15 protein-coding genes are annotated in these 15135 nt (G+C 42.8%); 13 read left to right on the top strand and 2 right to left on the bottom strand.

The window, feature by feature from the left end; all coding sequences use genetic code 11:
* Positions 1-214: 214 nt before the first annotated feature.
* Complete coding sequence (locus MCUP_RS02445) at positions 215-3001, bottom strand: DEAD/DEAH box helicase (RefSeq protein WP_013737084.1); 2787 nt, start codon at positions 2999-3001, stop codon at positions 215-217.
* 80 nt (positions 3002-3081) lie between these two features.
* Here MCUP_RS02445 and MCUP_RS02440 point away from each other — a divergent pair, with 80 nt between their 5' ends.
* The 5 genes from MCUP_RS02440 (at position 3082) to MCUP_RS02420 (ending at position 8583) form a co-directional block, all read left to right on the top strand.
* Positions 3082-3321 (top strand): hypothetical protein, encoded by a 240-nt coding sequence (locus tag MCUP_RS02440; protein WP_048057398.1) that lies wholly within the window; start codon positions 3082-3084, stop codon positions 3319-3321.
* A 103-nt stretch (positions 3322-3424) separates the two neighbouring features.
* Positions 3425-4867, top strand: coding sequence for an RtcB family protein (locus tag MCUP_RS02435; RefSeq protein ID WP_048057397.1), 1443 nt, complete (start codon positions 3425-3427; stop codon positions 4865-4867).
* Positions 4864-5796, top strand: a complete 933-nt coding sequence (locus MCUP_RS02430; RefSeq protein WP_013737081.1) for a deoxyhypusine synthase — start codon at positions 4864-4866, stop codon at positions 5794-5796. Before MCUP_RS02435 ends, MCUP_RS02430 begins: the two co-directional genes overlap by 4 nt.
* Before the next feature lie 34 nt (positions 5797-5830).
* Positions 5831-7426 (top strand): DNA topoisomerase VI subunit B, encoded by a 1596-nt coding sequence (locus MCUP_RS02425; RefSeq protein ID WP_013737080.1) that lies wholly within the window; start codon positions 5831-5833, stop codon positions 7424-7426.
* Positions 7423-8583 carry a DNA topoisomerase IV subunit A gene (locus tag MCUP_RS02420; protein WP_013737079.1) on the top strand — a complete coding sequence of 387 codons (1161 nt, stop codon included), beginning with the start codon at positions 7423-7425 and terminating at the stop codon, positions 8581-8583. Before MCUP_RS02425 ends, MCUP_RS02420 begins: the two co-directional genes overlap by 4 nt.
* A gap of 124 nt (positions 8584-8707) precedes the next feature.
* On the opposite strand, the gene MCUP_RS10060 is transcribed toward MCUP_RS02420, so the two are convergent.
* Positions 8708-8878 carry a hypothetical protein gene (locus MCUP_RS10060; protein ID WP_013737078.1) on the bottom strand — a complete coding sequence of 57 codons (171 nt, stop codon included), beginning with the start codon at positions 8876-8878 and terminating at the stop codon, positions 8708-8710.
* Positions 8879-9001: 123 nt separating this feature from the next.
* Between MCUP_RS10060 and MCUP_RS02415 the strand changes: the two genes are divergently transcribed.
* The 8 genes from MCUP_RS02415 (at position 9002) to MCUP_RS02375 (ending at position 15115) form a co-directional block, all read left to right on the top strand.
* Positions 9002-9397 (top strand): translation initiation factor IF-5A, encoded by a 396-nt coding sequence (locus MCUP_RS02415; protein ID WP_013737077.1) that lies wholly within the window; start codon positions 9002-9004, stop codon positions 9395-9397.
* Between the two features lies 1 nt (position 9398).
* A complete protein-coding gene (locus tag MCUP_RS02410; protein WP_013737076.1) occupies positions 9399-10739 on the top strand; it encodes a signal recognition particle protein Srp54 in 1341 nt (446 codons plus the stop codon).
* Positions 10705-11784 (top strand): pseudouridylate synthase, encoded by a 1080-nt coding sequence (locus tag MCUP_RS02405; protein ID WP_048057396.1) that lies wholly within the window; start codon positions 10705-10707, stop codon positions 11782-11784. Before MCUP_RS02410 ends, MCUP_RS02405 begins: the two co-directional genes overlap by 35 nt.
* Before the next feature lie 7 nt (positions 11785-11791).
* On the top strand, positions 11792-12658 hold the full coding sequence (locus tag MCUP_RS02400) for an NAD(P)-dependent oxidoreductase (RefSeq protein WP_013737074.1): 867 nt from the start codon (positions 11792-11794) through the stop codon (positions 12656-12658).
* Between the two features lie 394 nt (positions 12659-13052).
* Positions 13053-13850, top strand: a complete 798-nt coding sequence (locus tag MCUP_RS02390; RefSeq protein ID WP_013737072.1) for an SDR family NAD(P)-dependent oxidoreductase — start codon at positions 13053-13055, stop codon at positions 13848-13850.
* Between the two features lie 103 nt (positions 13851-13953).
* Complete coding sequence (locus MCUP_RS02385) at positions 13954-14133, top strand: chromatin protein Cren7 (RefSeq protein WP_013737071.1); 180 nt, start codon at positions 13954-13956, stop codon at positions 14131-14133.
* A gap of 29 nt (positions 14134-14162) precedes the next feature.
* Entirely contained in the window at positions 14163-14837 is a 675-nt protein-coding gene (gene pyrH / locus MCUP_RS02380) for a UMP kinase (protein WP_013737070.1), read from the top strand.
* A gap of 2 nt (positions 14838-14839) precedes the next feature.
* Positions 14840-15115, top strand: coding sequence for a hypothetical protein (locus tag MCUP_RS02375; RefSeq protein ID WP_013737069.1), 276 nt, complete (start codon positions 14840-14842; stop codon positions 15113-15115).
* Positions 15116-15135 lie beyond the last annotated feature (20 nt).

Below are 15135 nucleotides of genomic sequence, written 5' to 3'. Positions count from 1 at the left end.
TCACTACACTCATGAACTTAGGTTGATAAATAAATCTATTGATCTTTGTCTCTTTAAGTAAAGGAAGTGTCTCGAATTAGTTATAGTTTAGCTTCACTGACGGATAAACCAACAAGGATTCCTAGGTCGAGTGACCTGGCTTTATCTTCCAATTCATGATCAGTAACACGGGCCAGTATCACAGTTCATATTTCGGGCTTTCATCATCACCAGGTTATGTGTATTTGAGATTTTGAATGTATGCTGATGCGTTGAGCAGCAGATAGGGGACTATATCTCTCCTCACGAAGTAATATCTTGGTGACATGTTGCAGATCATTGGATCAACCGGATCTATAACCTTCAGCTCCCCTATCTCTTCTAAAGGTATCCTTTTAGCAAAATCCTCAGGGCTTTCAGCTATTTGACTAGGTTTAAATATCATCTCAGTGTTGCTAGACCCATCGACGGACTTCATCTCCGCTATAAGCGTTTCGTCACCGTTAAGAGGTGTAAAAGACGTATAGAATTCATCCGAGTTAACCAACTCCTTTAGTTCGTCTATAGTGCACCATCTGGTCTCTTTACTGTCAACGTCGACGAAACTTGCGACCCTGTACTTGGAGTCATTTTTTCTCATCTGTTTTAGCTTAACTTCAAGGCTCCTAGGAGGTACAGATATCATCTCTGATATCTCTTGAACGGTGTACGCACCACCTTTTAACGTATCGTAAAGTAAAACGTTTATCCCAGATATCCATGGCCTAACGGGAGCTTGTGAAAGTATAGCTTCTGTCAAAGGGTTTGGCCTATCCAATCTAATTATTTGAATCTCACCTTTCTTTATCCTTCTTAAGAGAGATAGTGTACCTTTCAGGTTAAAGTATCGTCTTATTGTCTGCCTAAGACTCTCCTTAACTATTATCTTATCGTTATTTGGATTTACTTTCCCTATTTTCCCAAAACTCGCCTGGATCTCCTTTTCAACGGACATAAAGAGAGGTGATCTAAGGATCGACTTCAAGAGGATCTTCTTTATTTTCTCAACTCTCATATCCACTAGCTCCTTGAGGAGATCTCTATCCGTTACGTTTATTGAGAAGCCGTAAATTGAGGCCCTACCATAAACGTTAAGCGTGTATTTAGAACTGGTTAAGTACATAAGCATATGAAGTAACGTGTTGGCCACTCTCTCATCGATTAATGTTGTGTAAACGGTCTCCTTATCCGTTTTCGTAACGTATATGGCCTTAGAGGGACCTAACGTTGTTTTACTTTTAGATATTATGTCTAGTAGTTCTCTCTTGGACTCTTCATCTAGAATGTCACTCTCGATGGCCTTCTCTCCTAGCGTTAAAACGTTCTCTATTTCCTTTGGTATCAGATCGGACTTAGGGACTCCCTCACCTTTCCAGATGGGAATCTCTCCCTCTCCGCGTTCCGCTGGGGTAAGTTCTATGCTCATTATGCCGTTATGTATCCTAGAAACCTTCCATAACCTACCGCTTATTCTAATCAGATCTCCAGGTCTTATGTGTTTGTATACATATATAGCATCAATTTCGCCTATGATCCTATCTCCACTTTTCAAAGTGAAGGTATCATCGTTACTAATAAGGGAAAAGAACTCAGAGAAACTTTTGGCCCAAGCGAAGTTATTATTCCTATTAAACGTCCATATCTTAAAGAAGGATTTACCTAGTTTAGCCTCATTGCCTTCAATTACAACCATGTTGTTCTTCTCCAAATATCGTAATAGTTCTAGGAAATCCTCCCATTTCAAGTTTCTATAAATATAAGAAGAGGTTATTATTGAGTAGATTTTCTCTATATTAACGGAAGAATATTGAAGCAACATACCAAGTATTTCTCTAGCTACAACATCTAATGGCCTTACCCTCCTTGGGGGTTCCAGTTTACCTTTCTTGGAGAGATTATATATTGCCAAGGCTTCAAGGCAATCAAAGCTCTGAACGCATATGATCTCTCCATACGGTACGCCAGATACACAATGACCGCTCCTCCCTAACCTTTGAAGGAAAGATGCGACTGAGGGAGGAGGCCTATACATTATTATTTTCTTTACCTTTCCTACGTCTATCCCGAGTTCAAGGGTTTTAGTACATAGTACAGCTCCAGCTTTCCCGCTTCTGAGGTTCTCCTCAGCGCTGCTCTTAGAGTCTCTAGATATGGAGGAATGATGAACGAAGATACCCTTCTCTCCCAACTTTTCTAACTCCTCGTGAAGCCTTTCTGTAAGGAATCTAGAGTTGGTGAAGACTAACGTAGGAGGCTCTAGCGACTCCCTAATAGCTTTAGCAGACTCCTCCCAAACGTCGTTTCCTTTAATTTTTCTTATCTTAAGTCTAAACTCTTTCCCGGTCTCACTCTTAACTATAACTCTAGGCCTCTTAGACGAACCGAAGAGCATTTCAGCTACGTACTCCTCGTCGTTGATCGTTGCGGATAGACCGATCCTTTGGAAATCTCTAGCTGAGAAATCCTTTAATCTCTCAAGTAAAATTGAAAGTTGTGCACCTCTCTTGGAACCAACCAGTTCGTGTATCTCATCAACAATTATCCATTTAACGTTCTTGTAGTTCTCTCTGAATTTTGAAGCCCAGTCCATGTCAATCTCTAATCCCTCTGGCGTTGTAACTAAGATGTGTGGAGCCTTCTTTAATCTCATGTTCTTTTCTTTTTGTGGCACCTCTCCATGTTTTCTACTCACTACGAACCCTAACTTTGATGCCCACCAGTCTATCCTGATCGTTATATCGTTTATTAACGCCTTAAGGGGGGTTATATAAATCATAGATACAGGTTTCTGCTCGCCCTCACTCATTAGGCTAAGGATCGGTAGCAATGCAGCCTCAGTCTTCCCAAACCCAGTAGGGGCAATTATAAGCGTGTTGCTCCCATTTAAGATGGGCTCAACAGACGTTTCTTGGATTCTAGTCATCTTATCCCAGTTTCGTTCCCTCATTAGACTCAGTATCTTTTTTCCTAGCCGTTCATTCATTTAGTTCACCATGATATGGCGTACCGAGATAGCATCAACTACAGTTATTTTTAAAAATATAAAATCTATCCTCTTCTGATATGTCAGAACATCACGAGTGTATAATTTGCGGAAGGCGATTCCCAGAAGGTCAGGGTATTATTATGAACGTCTCAGGTAGGAAGCTGGAATTTCACAGCAAAGCTTGCGCTTACACGTTTTTGAGAGAGTTAATATATTCTGTTCCAGAAGATTGCGTATCCTCACCCTTAAGGGAGATCTATTCTAAACGCGAGGATATCTTGAAACAGAGAGCTAAGAAGGCGGAGAAGAAGATATAGTCAGCGTAGATTTAATCATCATTGCTCAGGGTCCGCCACACTCATCATGGGAGTTAGAACAGTTTTATTAGTTAATAAACGTTGAACATTATTTGAACCTGTGATGGATACTTCTCTCAAACGTGTGGATTCTTTTGAGTGGAGAATAGAGAAGAACGGATGTATGAAGGTCCCAGCTACTGTATTTGCAGACGACGTACTTATCGAGAAGATGAAACAAGATATGACGCTTAAACAAGCATCAAACGTGGCCTGTTTGCCAGGGGTGCAAGAGTCAGTTTACGTATTGCCTGATGGACATCAAGGTTACGGTTTCCCAATTGGAGGGATAGCTGCTACCTCCATAGATGAGGAAGGAGTTGTCAGCCCAGGAGGTATAGGTTACGACATAAATTGTGGGGTTAGATTGCTAAGAACAAACTTGGACTATCATGAGGTCAAGCCTAAGCTAGTAGACCTGATAGAGGAGATCTACAATAGCGTCCCCAGCGGGGTAGGGAGCGAGAGTAAGGTAAAGCTCTCCTCTCAGGAGTTGGATAATCTACTCCAAGAAGGTGTAAGATGGACCATTGACAAAGGTTACGGCTGGAAAGACGACATGAACAATATAGAGCAGAACGGTAGCTGGGAGTTGGCAGATCCAACTAAAGTGAGCCAAGTAGCCAAACAAAGAGGTGCGTCACAGCTAGGTACGCTAGGTGCGGGTAATCACTTCCTTGAAGTTCAGGTTGTTGACAAGATCTACGACGAGAGGATAGCTAAGGCGTTAGGTGTAACCAGGGAAGGTCAGGTAACTGTAATGATTCATACTGGATCGAGAGGGTTAGGACATCAAATAGCTAGTGATTATTTACAAATCATGGAGAGGGCTATGAAGAAATACGGTATCAACATACCAGATAGAGAGCTAGCAGCCATCCCGTTCAACAGTAGGGAGGGGCAAGACTATTTTAGAGCTATGGTAGCTGGGGCCAACTTTGCTTGGAGCAACAGGCAATTAATAACTAACTGGGTTAGGGAGAGCTTTGGTAAGGTTTTCAAGTCAGACCCAGAAAAGCTAGACCTTCATATAATCTATGACGTGGCCCATAACATAGCTAAAATAGAAGAGTATGAAGTAGAAAGAAAAAGGAAAAAGCTTCTAGTTCATCGTAAGGGCGCAACTAGGGCCTTTCCACCAGGCAGCCCTGAGATACCGTCGGTTCATAGGGAGGTGGGCCAGGTTGTGTTGATTCCAGGAAGTATGGGTACAGCCAGTTACGTTATGGCTGGGATCCCTGAGGGTAGAAGAACCTGGTTCACAGCACCTCACGGTGCTGGAAGGTGGATGTCAAGGGAAGCTGCGGTTAGGAATTACCCTGCTAACTCAGTTGTGGGCTCTTTAGAAGAAAAGGGAATAATAGTTAGAGCTGCGACACGAAGAGTCGTAGCCGAAGAGGCTCCAGGTGCGTACAAGGACGTTGATAGAGTTGCTAGGGTAGCTCACGAGGTGAAGATAGCTAAGCTTGTTATGAGATTGAGACCCATTGGGGTGACCAAGGGTTGAAAAGGGAGGAGCTCTTGACTGAGGAGGTTCAGGACGTATCTTTAGACGATCTAGATAAGAGCAATATCTTAGAGATTTACAACAAGATTTACGGTTTCAGTGCGGAGAGCGTTTATAGGGCATCGGTGATTCTCAAACGTGTAGTTTCCGAATGTGATCTTAGGTTCGTTTCGTTTACAGCAAACCTAGTTTCTACAGGCCTTAGAGGGATTCTAGCCGACATGATAAAGAAGGGGTTCTTTAACATGGTAGTTACTACAGGTGGGACTGTAGATCACGACATAGCTAGGAGCTTCGGAGGGAAGTATTATAAGGGATCTTTTGAACTCAACGACGAAGAGTTGAGGAAGATCAGTATTCACAGGCTAGGTAATGTTCTAATTCCCTTTGAAAATTACGGGGGCGTTGTGGAGAAAGTGGTTAATCAGTTCATCCCGTCTTTGGCGAAAGAGAGGAAGGAGTGGCCGGGTTATCAATTGCTGTGGGAGATAGGTAAAAGGATAAACGATCCTCACTCCATACTGAAGGCCGCCTATGAGACTGAGACCCCTGTTATAGTTCCAGGGATAGTTGATGGGAGCTTCGGTACAAACTTGTTCATTCAATCTCAGTTCACCGGCTTTAGAATCAACCTCTTTGAGGACATGAAGCTCATTAAGGATAGAGTGTTCTCGAGTAAGAAAGCAGGAGCCCTCCTCATAGGCGGAGGGATAAGTAAACATCACACTATATGGTGGAATCAGTTTAGGGAAGGTCTAGATTATGCAATTTATTTAACAACGGCCCAAGAATTTGATGGAAGCTTGAGCGGTGCGAGGCCAAGGGAAGCTATATCTTGGAACAAAATTAAGGAAGGCGCTCAACAAGTGGTTGTCTATGCGGATGCCACGCTAGTCTTGCCCATCTTGGCCATATCCTTAATAAGCTAAATCACATAATAATATGCCTATCATGGTGATTTGAGTGTCATCAAAAGAGAAATTTTCTAGCATATCGCCTGCTGAGTTCTTCAAACGTAATCCTGAGCTAGCTGGGTTCTCAAATCCTGCCAGGGCCATGTATCAGGCTTTAAGGGAATTGGTTGAAAACGCTTTAGACGCGACTGATATTCATCAAATACTTCCGTCAATTAAAATTATAGTCGAGCGAACAAGTCAAGAGAAGGAGATCTATAGGCTTAGCGTTGAAGATAACGGTATAGGAATTCCACCTCACGTGGTGCCGGACGCATTCGGTAGAGTGCTTTACAGTTCAAAATACGTTCTTAGGCAAACCAGGGGAATGTATGGGCTAGGAGTAAAGGCTGCAGTCCTCTACAGTCAAATGTATCAAGATAAACCTATAGAGATATCTACCGCTCCCTTGAACTCAAAAAGGATCTATACCTTTAAATTAAAGATTGACATAAGCAAGAACGAGCCCGTCATTTACGAAAGGGGTTCAGTTAACAATGAGATAGGATATCACGGGACCACTGTGACAATGTATCTTCTAGGAGATTGGATTAGAGCTAAGAGCAGGATATACGAGTACGTTAAGAGGACCTATATAATTACCCCTTACGCTGAGTTTTACTTTAAGGACCCAGAGGGAAATATGACCTTCTACCCTAGACTAACCAATAAGATGCCTGCCCCACCAAAGGAGGTTAAGCCTCATCCTTACGGAGTAGACATAGAGTTATTAAAGAACATGATCTCAAGGCAGAAGGAGGATACTACAGTAAAAGAGTTTCTAGTTAAGGAGTTCCAAAGCGTAGGCGAGAAGACTGCTCTAAACGTTATAGAGATGGCAGGATTAGATCCAGATAAGAAGGTTCAGAAGTTGCCTGACGATCAGCTATCTAAGCTGGTTGACGCTATGAAGAACTTTCCGGACTTCAGGCCTCCTTCACCAGAGGCATTATCCATTATTGGAGCTGACTTGATTGAACTTGGATTAAAGCAGACCTTTAACCCGGAGTACGTTGGTGCAGTAACTCGTAAACCGAAAGCGTATCAAGGTCACCCCTTCATAGTCGAAGTGGGTATAGCGTATGGAGGGGGGATTCAACCTTCAGAAGAGCCTACGGTATTAAGATACGCTAATAAAATTCCTTTGATATACGATGAGAAATCAGATGTAGTTTGGAAGGTAGTAGAGGAGGTTGACTGGAAGAGGTACGGAATAGAGGAGGAACAGCCTCCACTCGTTGTCACAGTTCACCTCTGCAGCACTAAAGTTCCTTATAAGAGTGCCGGGAAGGAGAGCATCGCAGACGTTGAGGAAATAGAGAAGGAAATAAGGAACGGGATAATGGAAGCTTCCAGATCCCTGAAGACCTTCATGGTCGAGAAAAGGAAGGAGGAAGAGGCTAGAAAGAGACTTCTGACCTATCTGAAGTACATTCCGGAGTTAGCTAGATCTCTATCGATATTCATGAGTGATGGTAAAAAAGAGTTATCTACCAAGATCAAGGAGGAGATTCAGAATAAGATGATAGACCTAGTAGTTACAAAACTTGAGATTAAAGATAAGGATCTCGAAATATTTAAGTCTTATAGGGTTGAGACGTTATGAGCGAGTTCGTCTCCAAAGTAGATAGAGAGGCTAGAGGTAGAGCTGCTGAGACCTTAAAGAAGAGATTCCTCAGCTTAGTAGATCAGTTAGAGAGAGGCGAACCTTTAGTAATGGAGATACCAAAGAGGACCTTATCTAATACCGTTTATGACGAGAAGAGGAAGCTCCTCTTATTGGGCGAAGATAAGATGAAAAGGAGCTTCCTTGATATGAACGAAGCAAGGAGGTTCATGCAGACAGTCCTTATGGGGAGCATAATCTACGACGCTCTAGTTAACGATGAGTATCCAACTATACGTGACCTTTACTATAGGGGAAAGCACTCAATTGTGATTAGAGATCCTAAAGGGAAGACACATGAGGAGAACACTTGGGACGAGCAGAAGGAGTCGGATAGCGTAATAATAGACATTGAGGTTTTCACGTCCTTGCTCAGAGAGGAGATGCTGATCCTGAGTAAGGAAAAAGGGAAGGTAGTAGGTGATATGAGGCTGAGAAGCGGTAACGACGTGATCGATTTAAGTAAGATGGGCCATGGGGCCTATTCGATTGAACCCACACCAGACCTTATAGATTTCGTGGAAGTTAACGCAGACTTCGTGCTCGTGGTTGAGAAGGACGCTGTCTTTCAACAGTTACATAGGGCAGGGTTCTGGAGGAAGTATAAATGCGTTCTGATAACCAGCGCAGGTCAGCCTGATAGGGCAACAAGGAGATTCCTCAGGAGACTTAACGAAGAGCTGAAACTACCAGTTTACATCCTAACTGACGCTGATCCATACGGATGGTACATATATAGCGTGTTCAGGATAGGCTCCATATCGCTTTCCTATGAAAGCGAGAGGTTAGCTACGCCAGATGCCAAGTTCTTGGGTGTATCAATGGGCGACATATTCGGAACTCCAAGGAAAAAGCCATACTTAAGTGAGAGGGAGAGATCGAGCTTCATAATAAAGGCAAAGGAAACTGATATAAAGAGGGCATTAGAAATAAAGAACTACGATTGGTTTAAAACTAAAGGCTGGGAAGAAGAGATAAACATTTTCTTACAAAGGAAGTCCAAGCTAGAGATAGAGGCAATGGCCAGCAAAGGGCTCAAGTTCCTCGCTTTCCAATACATTCCAGAGAAAATTCAAACTAAGGACTTCATTAGTTAGTTTACGTTAGTGTTAAAGAACCTACATCACTTGAAGAGTGTTTGACGTGAGTTTCCTAAGGCCTCCTGCTCGGTTTTTCAAAAACTCCTCAAATGAGATCAGGCGAGACAGGTTATTTCATCGGTCAAACTGAATTGGGCTCCTCATCTAATTCTAGATATCCAAGGATATCATTAAAAGTGTTCTTTTTACACACTTTACAATAGTAGTAAATGGTCTTCTGTTTGCTTATGTCGAAGCTAACGTTTAACATGGCTATGGTTCCACACTCGTTACACTTTATTTTCCAAGGCATACTTATTAGGTGAGATAGCTCAAAATAAATCTGCTGTGAAGAAGAATCTAGGCTGAAGCGTGATGAAGGGCCAAAGCTCAGAGCAAGAGTTTTAAGCCTAGCTATGAAGTGAGAGTGATCATAATGGGAATAAACTATTCCACAGTCGGTGAGATGAAAGAGGGTAGTTACATTGTTATAGACGGAGAGCCTTGTAGAGTGGTCGAAGTAACCAAAGCTAAAACCGGAAAACATGGTAGCGCCAAGGCGAACATAGTTGCCGTAAGCATCTTTACAGGTGCCAAGAAAACTCTTATGGCTCCTGTGGATTCTACAGTAGAAGTTCCTATAATCGAGAAACACGTCGGACAAGTCATATCGAACTTAGGGGATAAGGTTCAGATAATGGATCTCGATACTTATGAAACCTTTGATATAGAGATGCCGAGCGAAGAAGAGATAGCAAGCAAACTTAGAAAGGACGCAGAGGTTGAGTATTGGATAGTGATGGGAAGAAAGAAAATTGTAAGGGTAAAGTGATTTGTTAGACGGCATAAGAGATGCAGTAAAGAAGTTTTTAACTGGTAACGCTTCATACGACGTAGCTGTAGAGGAGTTCATAAAGGAGCTTCAAAAGTCCCTCATTTCCTCAGACGTTCAGGTTAAACTAGTTCTCTCCTTGACTAATAAGATAAAGGAGAGGCTAAAGAAGGAGACGCCTCCGTCAAACTTGGAGAGGAGGGAATGGTTCATTAAGGTGGTTTACGATGAGCTCTCAGCACTATTTGGAGGAGATAAGGAACCAGAAGTGAACCCTAAGTCAAATCCATGGGTAATAATGCTAGTTGGCGTCCAAGGAACAGGGAAGACTACCACTGCTGGAAAGCTTGCTTATTTTTACAAGAGGAGAGGATATAAAGTAGCCCTTGTTGGGGCAGACGTCTACAGACCCGCCGCTTTAGAACAGTTACGTCAGATCGGGAAACAGATTAACGTTCCAGTCTATGGCGAGCCCGATAGTAGTGACGCAGTCGGTATAAGCGAGAGGGGGGTAGCTAAGTTTCTGTCTGAAAGGTACGAGCTTATCATTATTGATACCGCCGGAAGGCATGGGTACGGTGAGGAAAGTAAACTTCTTGATGAGATGAAGGAAATATATGAAAAGGTAAAGCCTAACGAAGTTGTCTTGGTCATTGATGCGTCTTTAGGACAGAAAGCCTTTGATCTAGCCAAGAAGTTTCATGAGGCTAGCAACGTTGGTTCAATAATCATAACTAAGATGGACGGAACGGCTAAAGGTGGGGGGGCTCTCTCAGCGGTAGCCGCAACGGGTGCTCGAATCAAGTTCATTGGTCTGGGAGAGAAGATAGATGAGCTTGAGGTATTCAATCCTAGACGTTTCGTAGCTAGGATACTCGGGATGGGAGATCTAGAGGCGATAATAGAGAAAATGAAAGCCACAGAGGAATACGAGAGTATTCAAAACAAGATGAAAGATGTAATTTCAGGCAAGTCCAAGCTCACTTTGAGGGATATGTACAAACAGATAATTGCTGTGAGAAAGATGGGTCCCCTCTCGAAGATACTTCAACTGATCCCAGGAACCAACATGTTGGGGGATATTAAGGAGGACCAAGTTAAGATCGGAGAGGAGAAAATGAAGAAATGGATATCCATAATGAACTCTATGACATATGAAGAGTTAGATAACCCTTCTATCATAGATAAGCAGAGGATGAGAAGGATAGCTTTTGGATCAGGAACTGAAGTAGAGGAGGTAAGAGAGTTAGTAGAGCATTTCAACATGATACAGAGAACTCTTAAAGTCCTTAAGAGAAGGAAGAAGGATGTCGAAAAACTCTTCGGACAATTGGGTAGTTAACCAATCCATTCGGCTTTTAGAGAAATATCCCTTATGCGACGCCTGTCTCGGTAGATCTTTCGCTAAGTTGGGTCGCGGATTAAGTAATGATGAAAGGGGAAGGGCAATAAAGATCTCCATTATGATGGAATTGGATAGGAAAATAAAGGATCATCAACTGAAAGACCTAGACGAGATATCTGAGATTCTCTTTAACATGAAGAGCGTAGGGAAATCGCTTCATGACCAGTATTTGAAAAGTCAGTTTCAGAGTAGGCCATGCTATCTGTGTAATGACGTCCTGTCCGAAGTAAAGGAGGACTTCTTCTCAAAAGCCCTAACGATCCTTAGGGAGAGACGCCTCAGGTATGTCCTAGGGGTTAAACTGTCTTCAAGAGTTCAGGAGTTAGAGATGGACTTCGCTATATCTAACGGTCTAGTTTATTATGAGAGCATGAAAGCGGAAATAAGGAGAGATGTAGGTAAGAGATTGTCTGCTCTGGGGTTCGAACCGGAGATTGATAACCCAGAGGCGGAGTTAATATATGACTTAGATTCCAGGACCGTTGAGGTTATAACTAAAAGCAAGAGGGTTCTTTATCTCTTTACAAGGCTCTCTAGAGGGGTTCCAATCTCCTCATGGTACTCTAAGCAAGGAGATTCTTTGGATAAGGAGATAGAGAAGAAGATCATAGTCCCCTTTATCGAACCTTCAGACGTTAGAATTATGGACCCCTATCCTCTGATAATAGAAGACATGGAAAAGGACGAGATGGAGGTACTTGGTTATAAGCTGCTAAAGGTATCCAATTTAAATAAAAGCGAGTTCAGACTAATAATGCAAACTAAGCCTCTATCCAAGGTCTATAGAATCACTTTTTACTCTGAGGAAAAGATAGGCCATGAGATATATGAAGGCGTTCAGGACATGTTAGTTGAGGCGAAAAGCTTGGAGGAGGCCATGCTGAAAATAAAGGACTTAAACCTCCAGGTCATCTCGGTAGACTTACTTAAGGCAGAGGGTAAACACGAAAGGATAAGAGCACTTTTAAACAGAAGAGAGTAAAGGTTGTATGCGCGTCGGATTAATAGGCCTAGGCGTTATGGGTTATAGAATAGGAACCAACTTAGTGAAAGAAGGTAAATTGCACGTAGTTTACAACAGGACAACAAAGAAGGCGGATGAGTTCGGAAAGCAATATGGGGTCAAAGTAGCTAAGAGCGCTAGGGATCTAACCTCTGACTCTGACGTCATTTTACTAATGTTATCCGACGATCAGGCAGTTAATGAGGTTGTAAATGAGATAAAGAGCAACATGAACGGCAAGATCCTGATAGATATGTCTACCATCTCACCTTCATTATCCATTTCGCTTGCCTCAGACGTCATGAAGGTAGGTGGGAAGATGTATGACGCCCCAGTAGTAGGGACGTCAATAATGGTGGAGCAAAAGAGACTCACGGTTCTAGTAGGGGGTCCTCAAGATGGATTTCAAAGTGTTAAAGAATTACTTTCGAGTACCGCCTCATCGGTACTTTATATGGGGAAGAACGGAATGGGACTGTATGCGAAATTGGTCAATAACCTCCTCATAGGCACCTACGTCGCATCGATGGCGGAGGCGTTCAATCTGGGAGTTAACAGTGGGTTATCTCCTGAACAAGTCGCAGAGTTTCTAGCAAAGTTCAGTAGCGCGAGATCCCCAACCTCTGAACTTAAAGCTGGGAAGATGGCTTCAAGGGACTACTCAACTCAATTCGCTACGAAGCACATGAGAAAGGACTTAGAGATAATTGATAGGGAGGCCCAAAAGTTGGGTGTAATCAACCCTATGTCAGCGCTGGCTCTTCAGTTGTATAGGATGGCTGAATATCTTGGGCTATCGGAGTCCGATTACGCCTCTGTTTTAGAAGTGTATAGCAGGAAACAGAAGCGTTGATAAAGGGGTTTTAGCTCATTACGTAGCCTTCTCTTTGGTTTTAGCCCGAACTTTTGCCAGGAAAACTTGAGAGTCGCGCCATTTACCCTCCGTATTTGATGTGAAGGCTTGAAGTACCGAACTAAAGACGTAGATTTTTCCTAATGGAAAGGGATTAAATAACGACGTCAGTTTACAAAAGAGGTAGATCCTTCTATCCTCTCTAATCATATGATCCTGAGTCTTCATCAACTGCTACTTCAGGGTTTTGCCTGGGAACCTGCGTAGCTTTTAGGGTTGTCACTGACTAATACGACGGTGAGACAATCAAAGGGCTAATCGCTGGGCCTTCGGACTCTTGAACAACTTTCTCAATTAATATTTTATTTTCATGTAATCCCTTTACACTTTAGGCATGTCTCAGGTTCTAGGGAAGCGAGTTCTGGTTACCTCCTCTACAGAAGGTATAGGCAAGGGTGTAGCTGAATCCTTCGCGTATCACGGCGCTCACGTGACCATCTCGTCTAGATCTAAAGATAAATTGAACAGAGCGCTCCAAGAGATAAGGCGCGTCAACCCTTCAGTTTATGGGATAACTTCAGATATGACCGACCTGAACTCTTTGACTACCTTGGTCTCCTACGCCAAAAGAGTGATGGGAGGAATAGACATCCTAGTGGTCAATTCAGGTAACTCTCCTAAAGAGCCTATAACGTTTTCGGAGACTGAAATGGAAGATTGGGAGTACTCCATAAGGCTTTACCTCTTGAGTGCAATCCATCTCTCAAAACTGGTCCTTCCAGACATGGCATCTAGGAAGTGGGGTAGGATATTTTACCTATCCTCTTGGACTGTAAGGGAGCCTCAGAGCATATTAGTTTTGGCTGACGTCTCCAGATCTCCATTAATTCAGCTCTCTAAGATTCTTTCTAAAGATTATGGTAAGTATGGAGTAACAATTAACGTTATCCTGATGGGGAGCTTTCTAACCGAAGGGGCTAAGAGAACCCTCACACGCTATGCAGAAAAGACGGGCTTATCTTTTGAAAAGATTTGGAGAGAGAAAGTCGTAGAACCCATCTCAGTCAATAGACTTGGAGACATAAGGGGGGACTTAGGTTCTCTTCTTCTCTTCTTGTCATCAGATATGGGAAGTTACATCACAGGAACAAGTATCCTCCTAGACGGTGGAACTACGGCCTCTACGGTTTAAGGTAATCCTTCAGCGTCAGTCATTGATAAACTCATGGTATTATCAATTACGATACTGATGGAAAGGTTTATAAGATCAGTCCTACAACATAGTCTTGATTAGCATGACCTATAAGAAACAGGTTAAGATAAAGACACCAGGTGGAAAGGAAGCCGAATTGGCACCTGAGAAAGCTTGGACTCTCGCACCTAAAGGGAGGAAGGGAGTGAAAATCGGACTATTTAAAGACCCTGAATCAGGGAAGTACTTCAGGCATAAGTTACCTGACGATTATCCAGTTTAATTTTTTTATCACTAGCCGAAATTAAGTTGATGAAGTTAGTTATTAAGGTAACAGGGAAGTTTTTTGATAGTCCTGGAGATAAATCAGTCTTATCGAATGCGATAAAGTCATTAGTTGAGTCTGGAAATAAGGTAGCCTTAGTTACAGGGGGAGGGCAGACAGCTAGGTGGTACATCACTCTAGGGAGATCACTCAACTTAAATGAGGCAAGTCTAGACCTGTTAGGAATTTGGGTGGCGAGACTTAATGCGTTCCTAATGGCGATGTCAATGCCAGATCTAGCCTACTCTAAGGTACCGGAAAGCCTAGAGCAGTTTCTCGAATATTGGGGTCATGGAAAAGTTGTTGTAGTAGGCGGGTTTCAGCCTGGTCAGTCAACTGCCGCAGTCTCAGCGTTAGTTGCGGAGGCCATATCAGCGGACTACCTGATCATGATAACAACAGTTGAGGGAGTGTTCGATAGCGATCCTAAAAAGAACCCCAACGCCAAGTTCCTCCCTAAGGTGACGACAACCGAGCTGAGAAGCATTTTGGAGTCAACTCAATCGATAAGGGCAGGCACCTACGAGCTTTTAGATCCCATGGCTATGAAGATAGTTGAGAGGTCTAGGATTAAGGTTATAGTAACTAGTTTAGACAAGATAGGGAAACTCGCAAGAATTCTTAAGGGAGAAGAGATTGCTAGTATAATCGAGCCGGTGTGATCATGTCTGTGCTGGACCAAGAGGAGTTCGTAGAGTTAAGAAAGTTAAAGTCAAAAGTTAACCTAAAGGAAGTAGAACAGATTCTATCGGAGCTGGAAATGGAAGTTAGGAAGTCAAATAATCCTCGTACTTCTCTGATCTTCATTTACGCTAATCACATGGATTCGGTGAGGAAAAGTAAGGAATTGTACAGCTTAATAGGAACGATTGTTGAGAAGTACTCCCCTAAGATAGGAATAGAAAACGTGAGAGAACTCATATTAAATTCCCTTTCTTAGTTCGAACTTTTCACCTTCTA

The organism is Metallosphaera cuprina Ar-4 (assembly GCF_000204925.1).
GTDB classification, from domain to species: Archaea; Thermoproteota; Thermoprotei_A; order Sulfolobales; family Sulfolobaceae; genus Metallosphaera; species Metallosphaera cuprina.
This window is presented reverse-complemented; position numbering and strand designations above follow the sequence as displayed.

Coding starts and splice junctions, on each gene's coding strand:
- MCUP_RS02445 (WP_013737084.1), bottom strand. CDS start 3,001: ATGAATGAACGGCTAGGAAAAAAGATACTGAGTCTAATGAGGGAACGA.
- MCUP_RS02440 (WP_048057398.1), top strand. CDS start 3,082: ATGTCAGAACATCACGAGTGTATAATTTGCGGAAGGCGATTCCCAGAA.
- MCUP_RS02435 (WP_048057397.1), top strand. CDS start 3,425: ATGGATACTTCTCTCAAACGTGTGGATTCTTTTGAGTGGAGAATAGAG.
- MCUP_RS02420 (WP_013737079.1), top strand. CDS start 7,423: ATGAGCGAGTTCGTCTCCAAAGTAGATAGAGAGGCTAGAGGTAGAGCT.
- MCUP_RS10060 (WP_013737078.1), bottom strand. CDS start 8,878: ATGCCTTGGAAAATAAAGTGTAACGAGTGTGGAACCATAGCCATGTTA.
- MCUP_RS02415 (WP_013737077.1), top strand. CDS start 9,002: ATGGGAATAAACTATTCCACAGTCGGTGAGATGAAAGAGGGTAGTTAC.
- MCUP_RS02405 (WP_048057396.1), top strand. CDS start 10,705: ATGTCGAAAAACTCTTCGGACAATTGGGTAGTTAACCAATCCATTCGG.
- MCUP_RS02400 (WP_013737074.1), top strand. CDS start 11,792: ATGCGCGTCGGATTAATAGGCCTAGGCGTTATGGGTTATAGAATAGGA.
- MCUP_RS02390 (WP_013737072.1), top strand. CDS start 13,053: ATGTCTCAGGTTCTAGGGAAGCGAGTTCTGGTTACCTCCTCTACAGAA.
- MCUP_RS02385 (WP_013737071.1), top strand. CDS start 13,954: ATGACCTATAAGAAACAGGTTAAGATAAAGACACCAGGTGGAAAGGAA.
- pyrH (WP_013737070.1), top strand. CDS start 14,163: ATGAAGTTAGTTATTAAGGTAACAGGGAAGTTTTTTGATAGTCCTGGA.
- MCUP_RS02375 (WP_013737069.1), top strand. CDS start 14,840: ATGTCTGTGCTGGACCAAGAGGAGTTCGTAGAGTTAAGAAAGTTAAAG.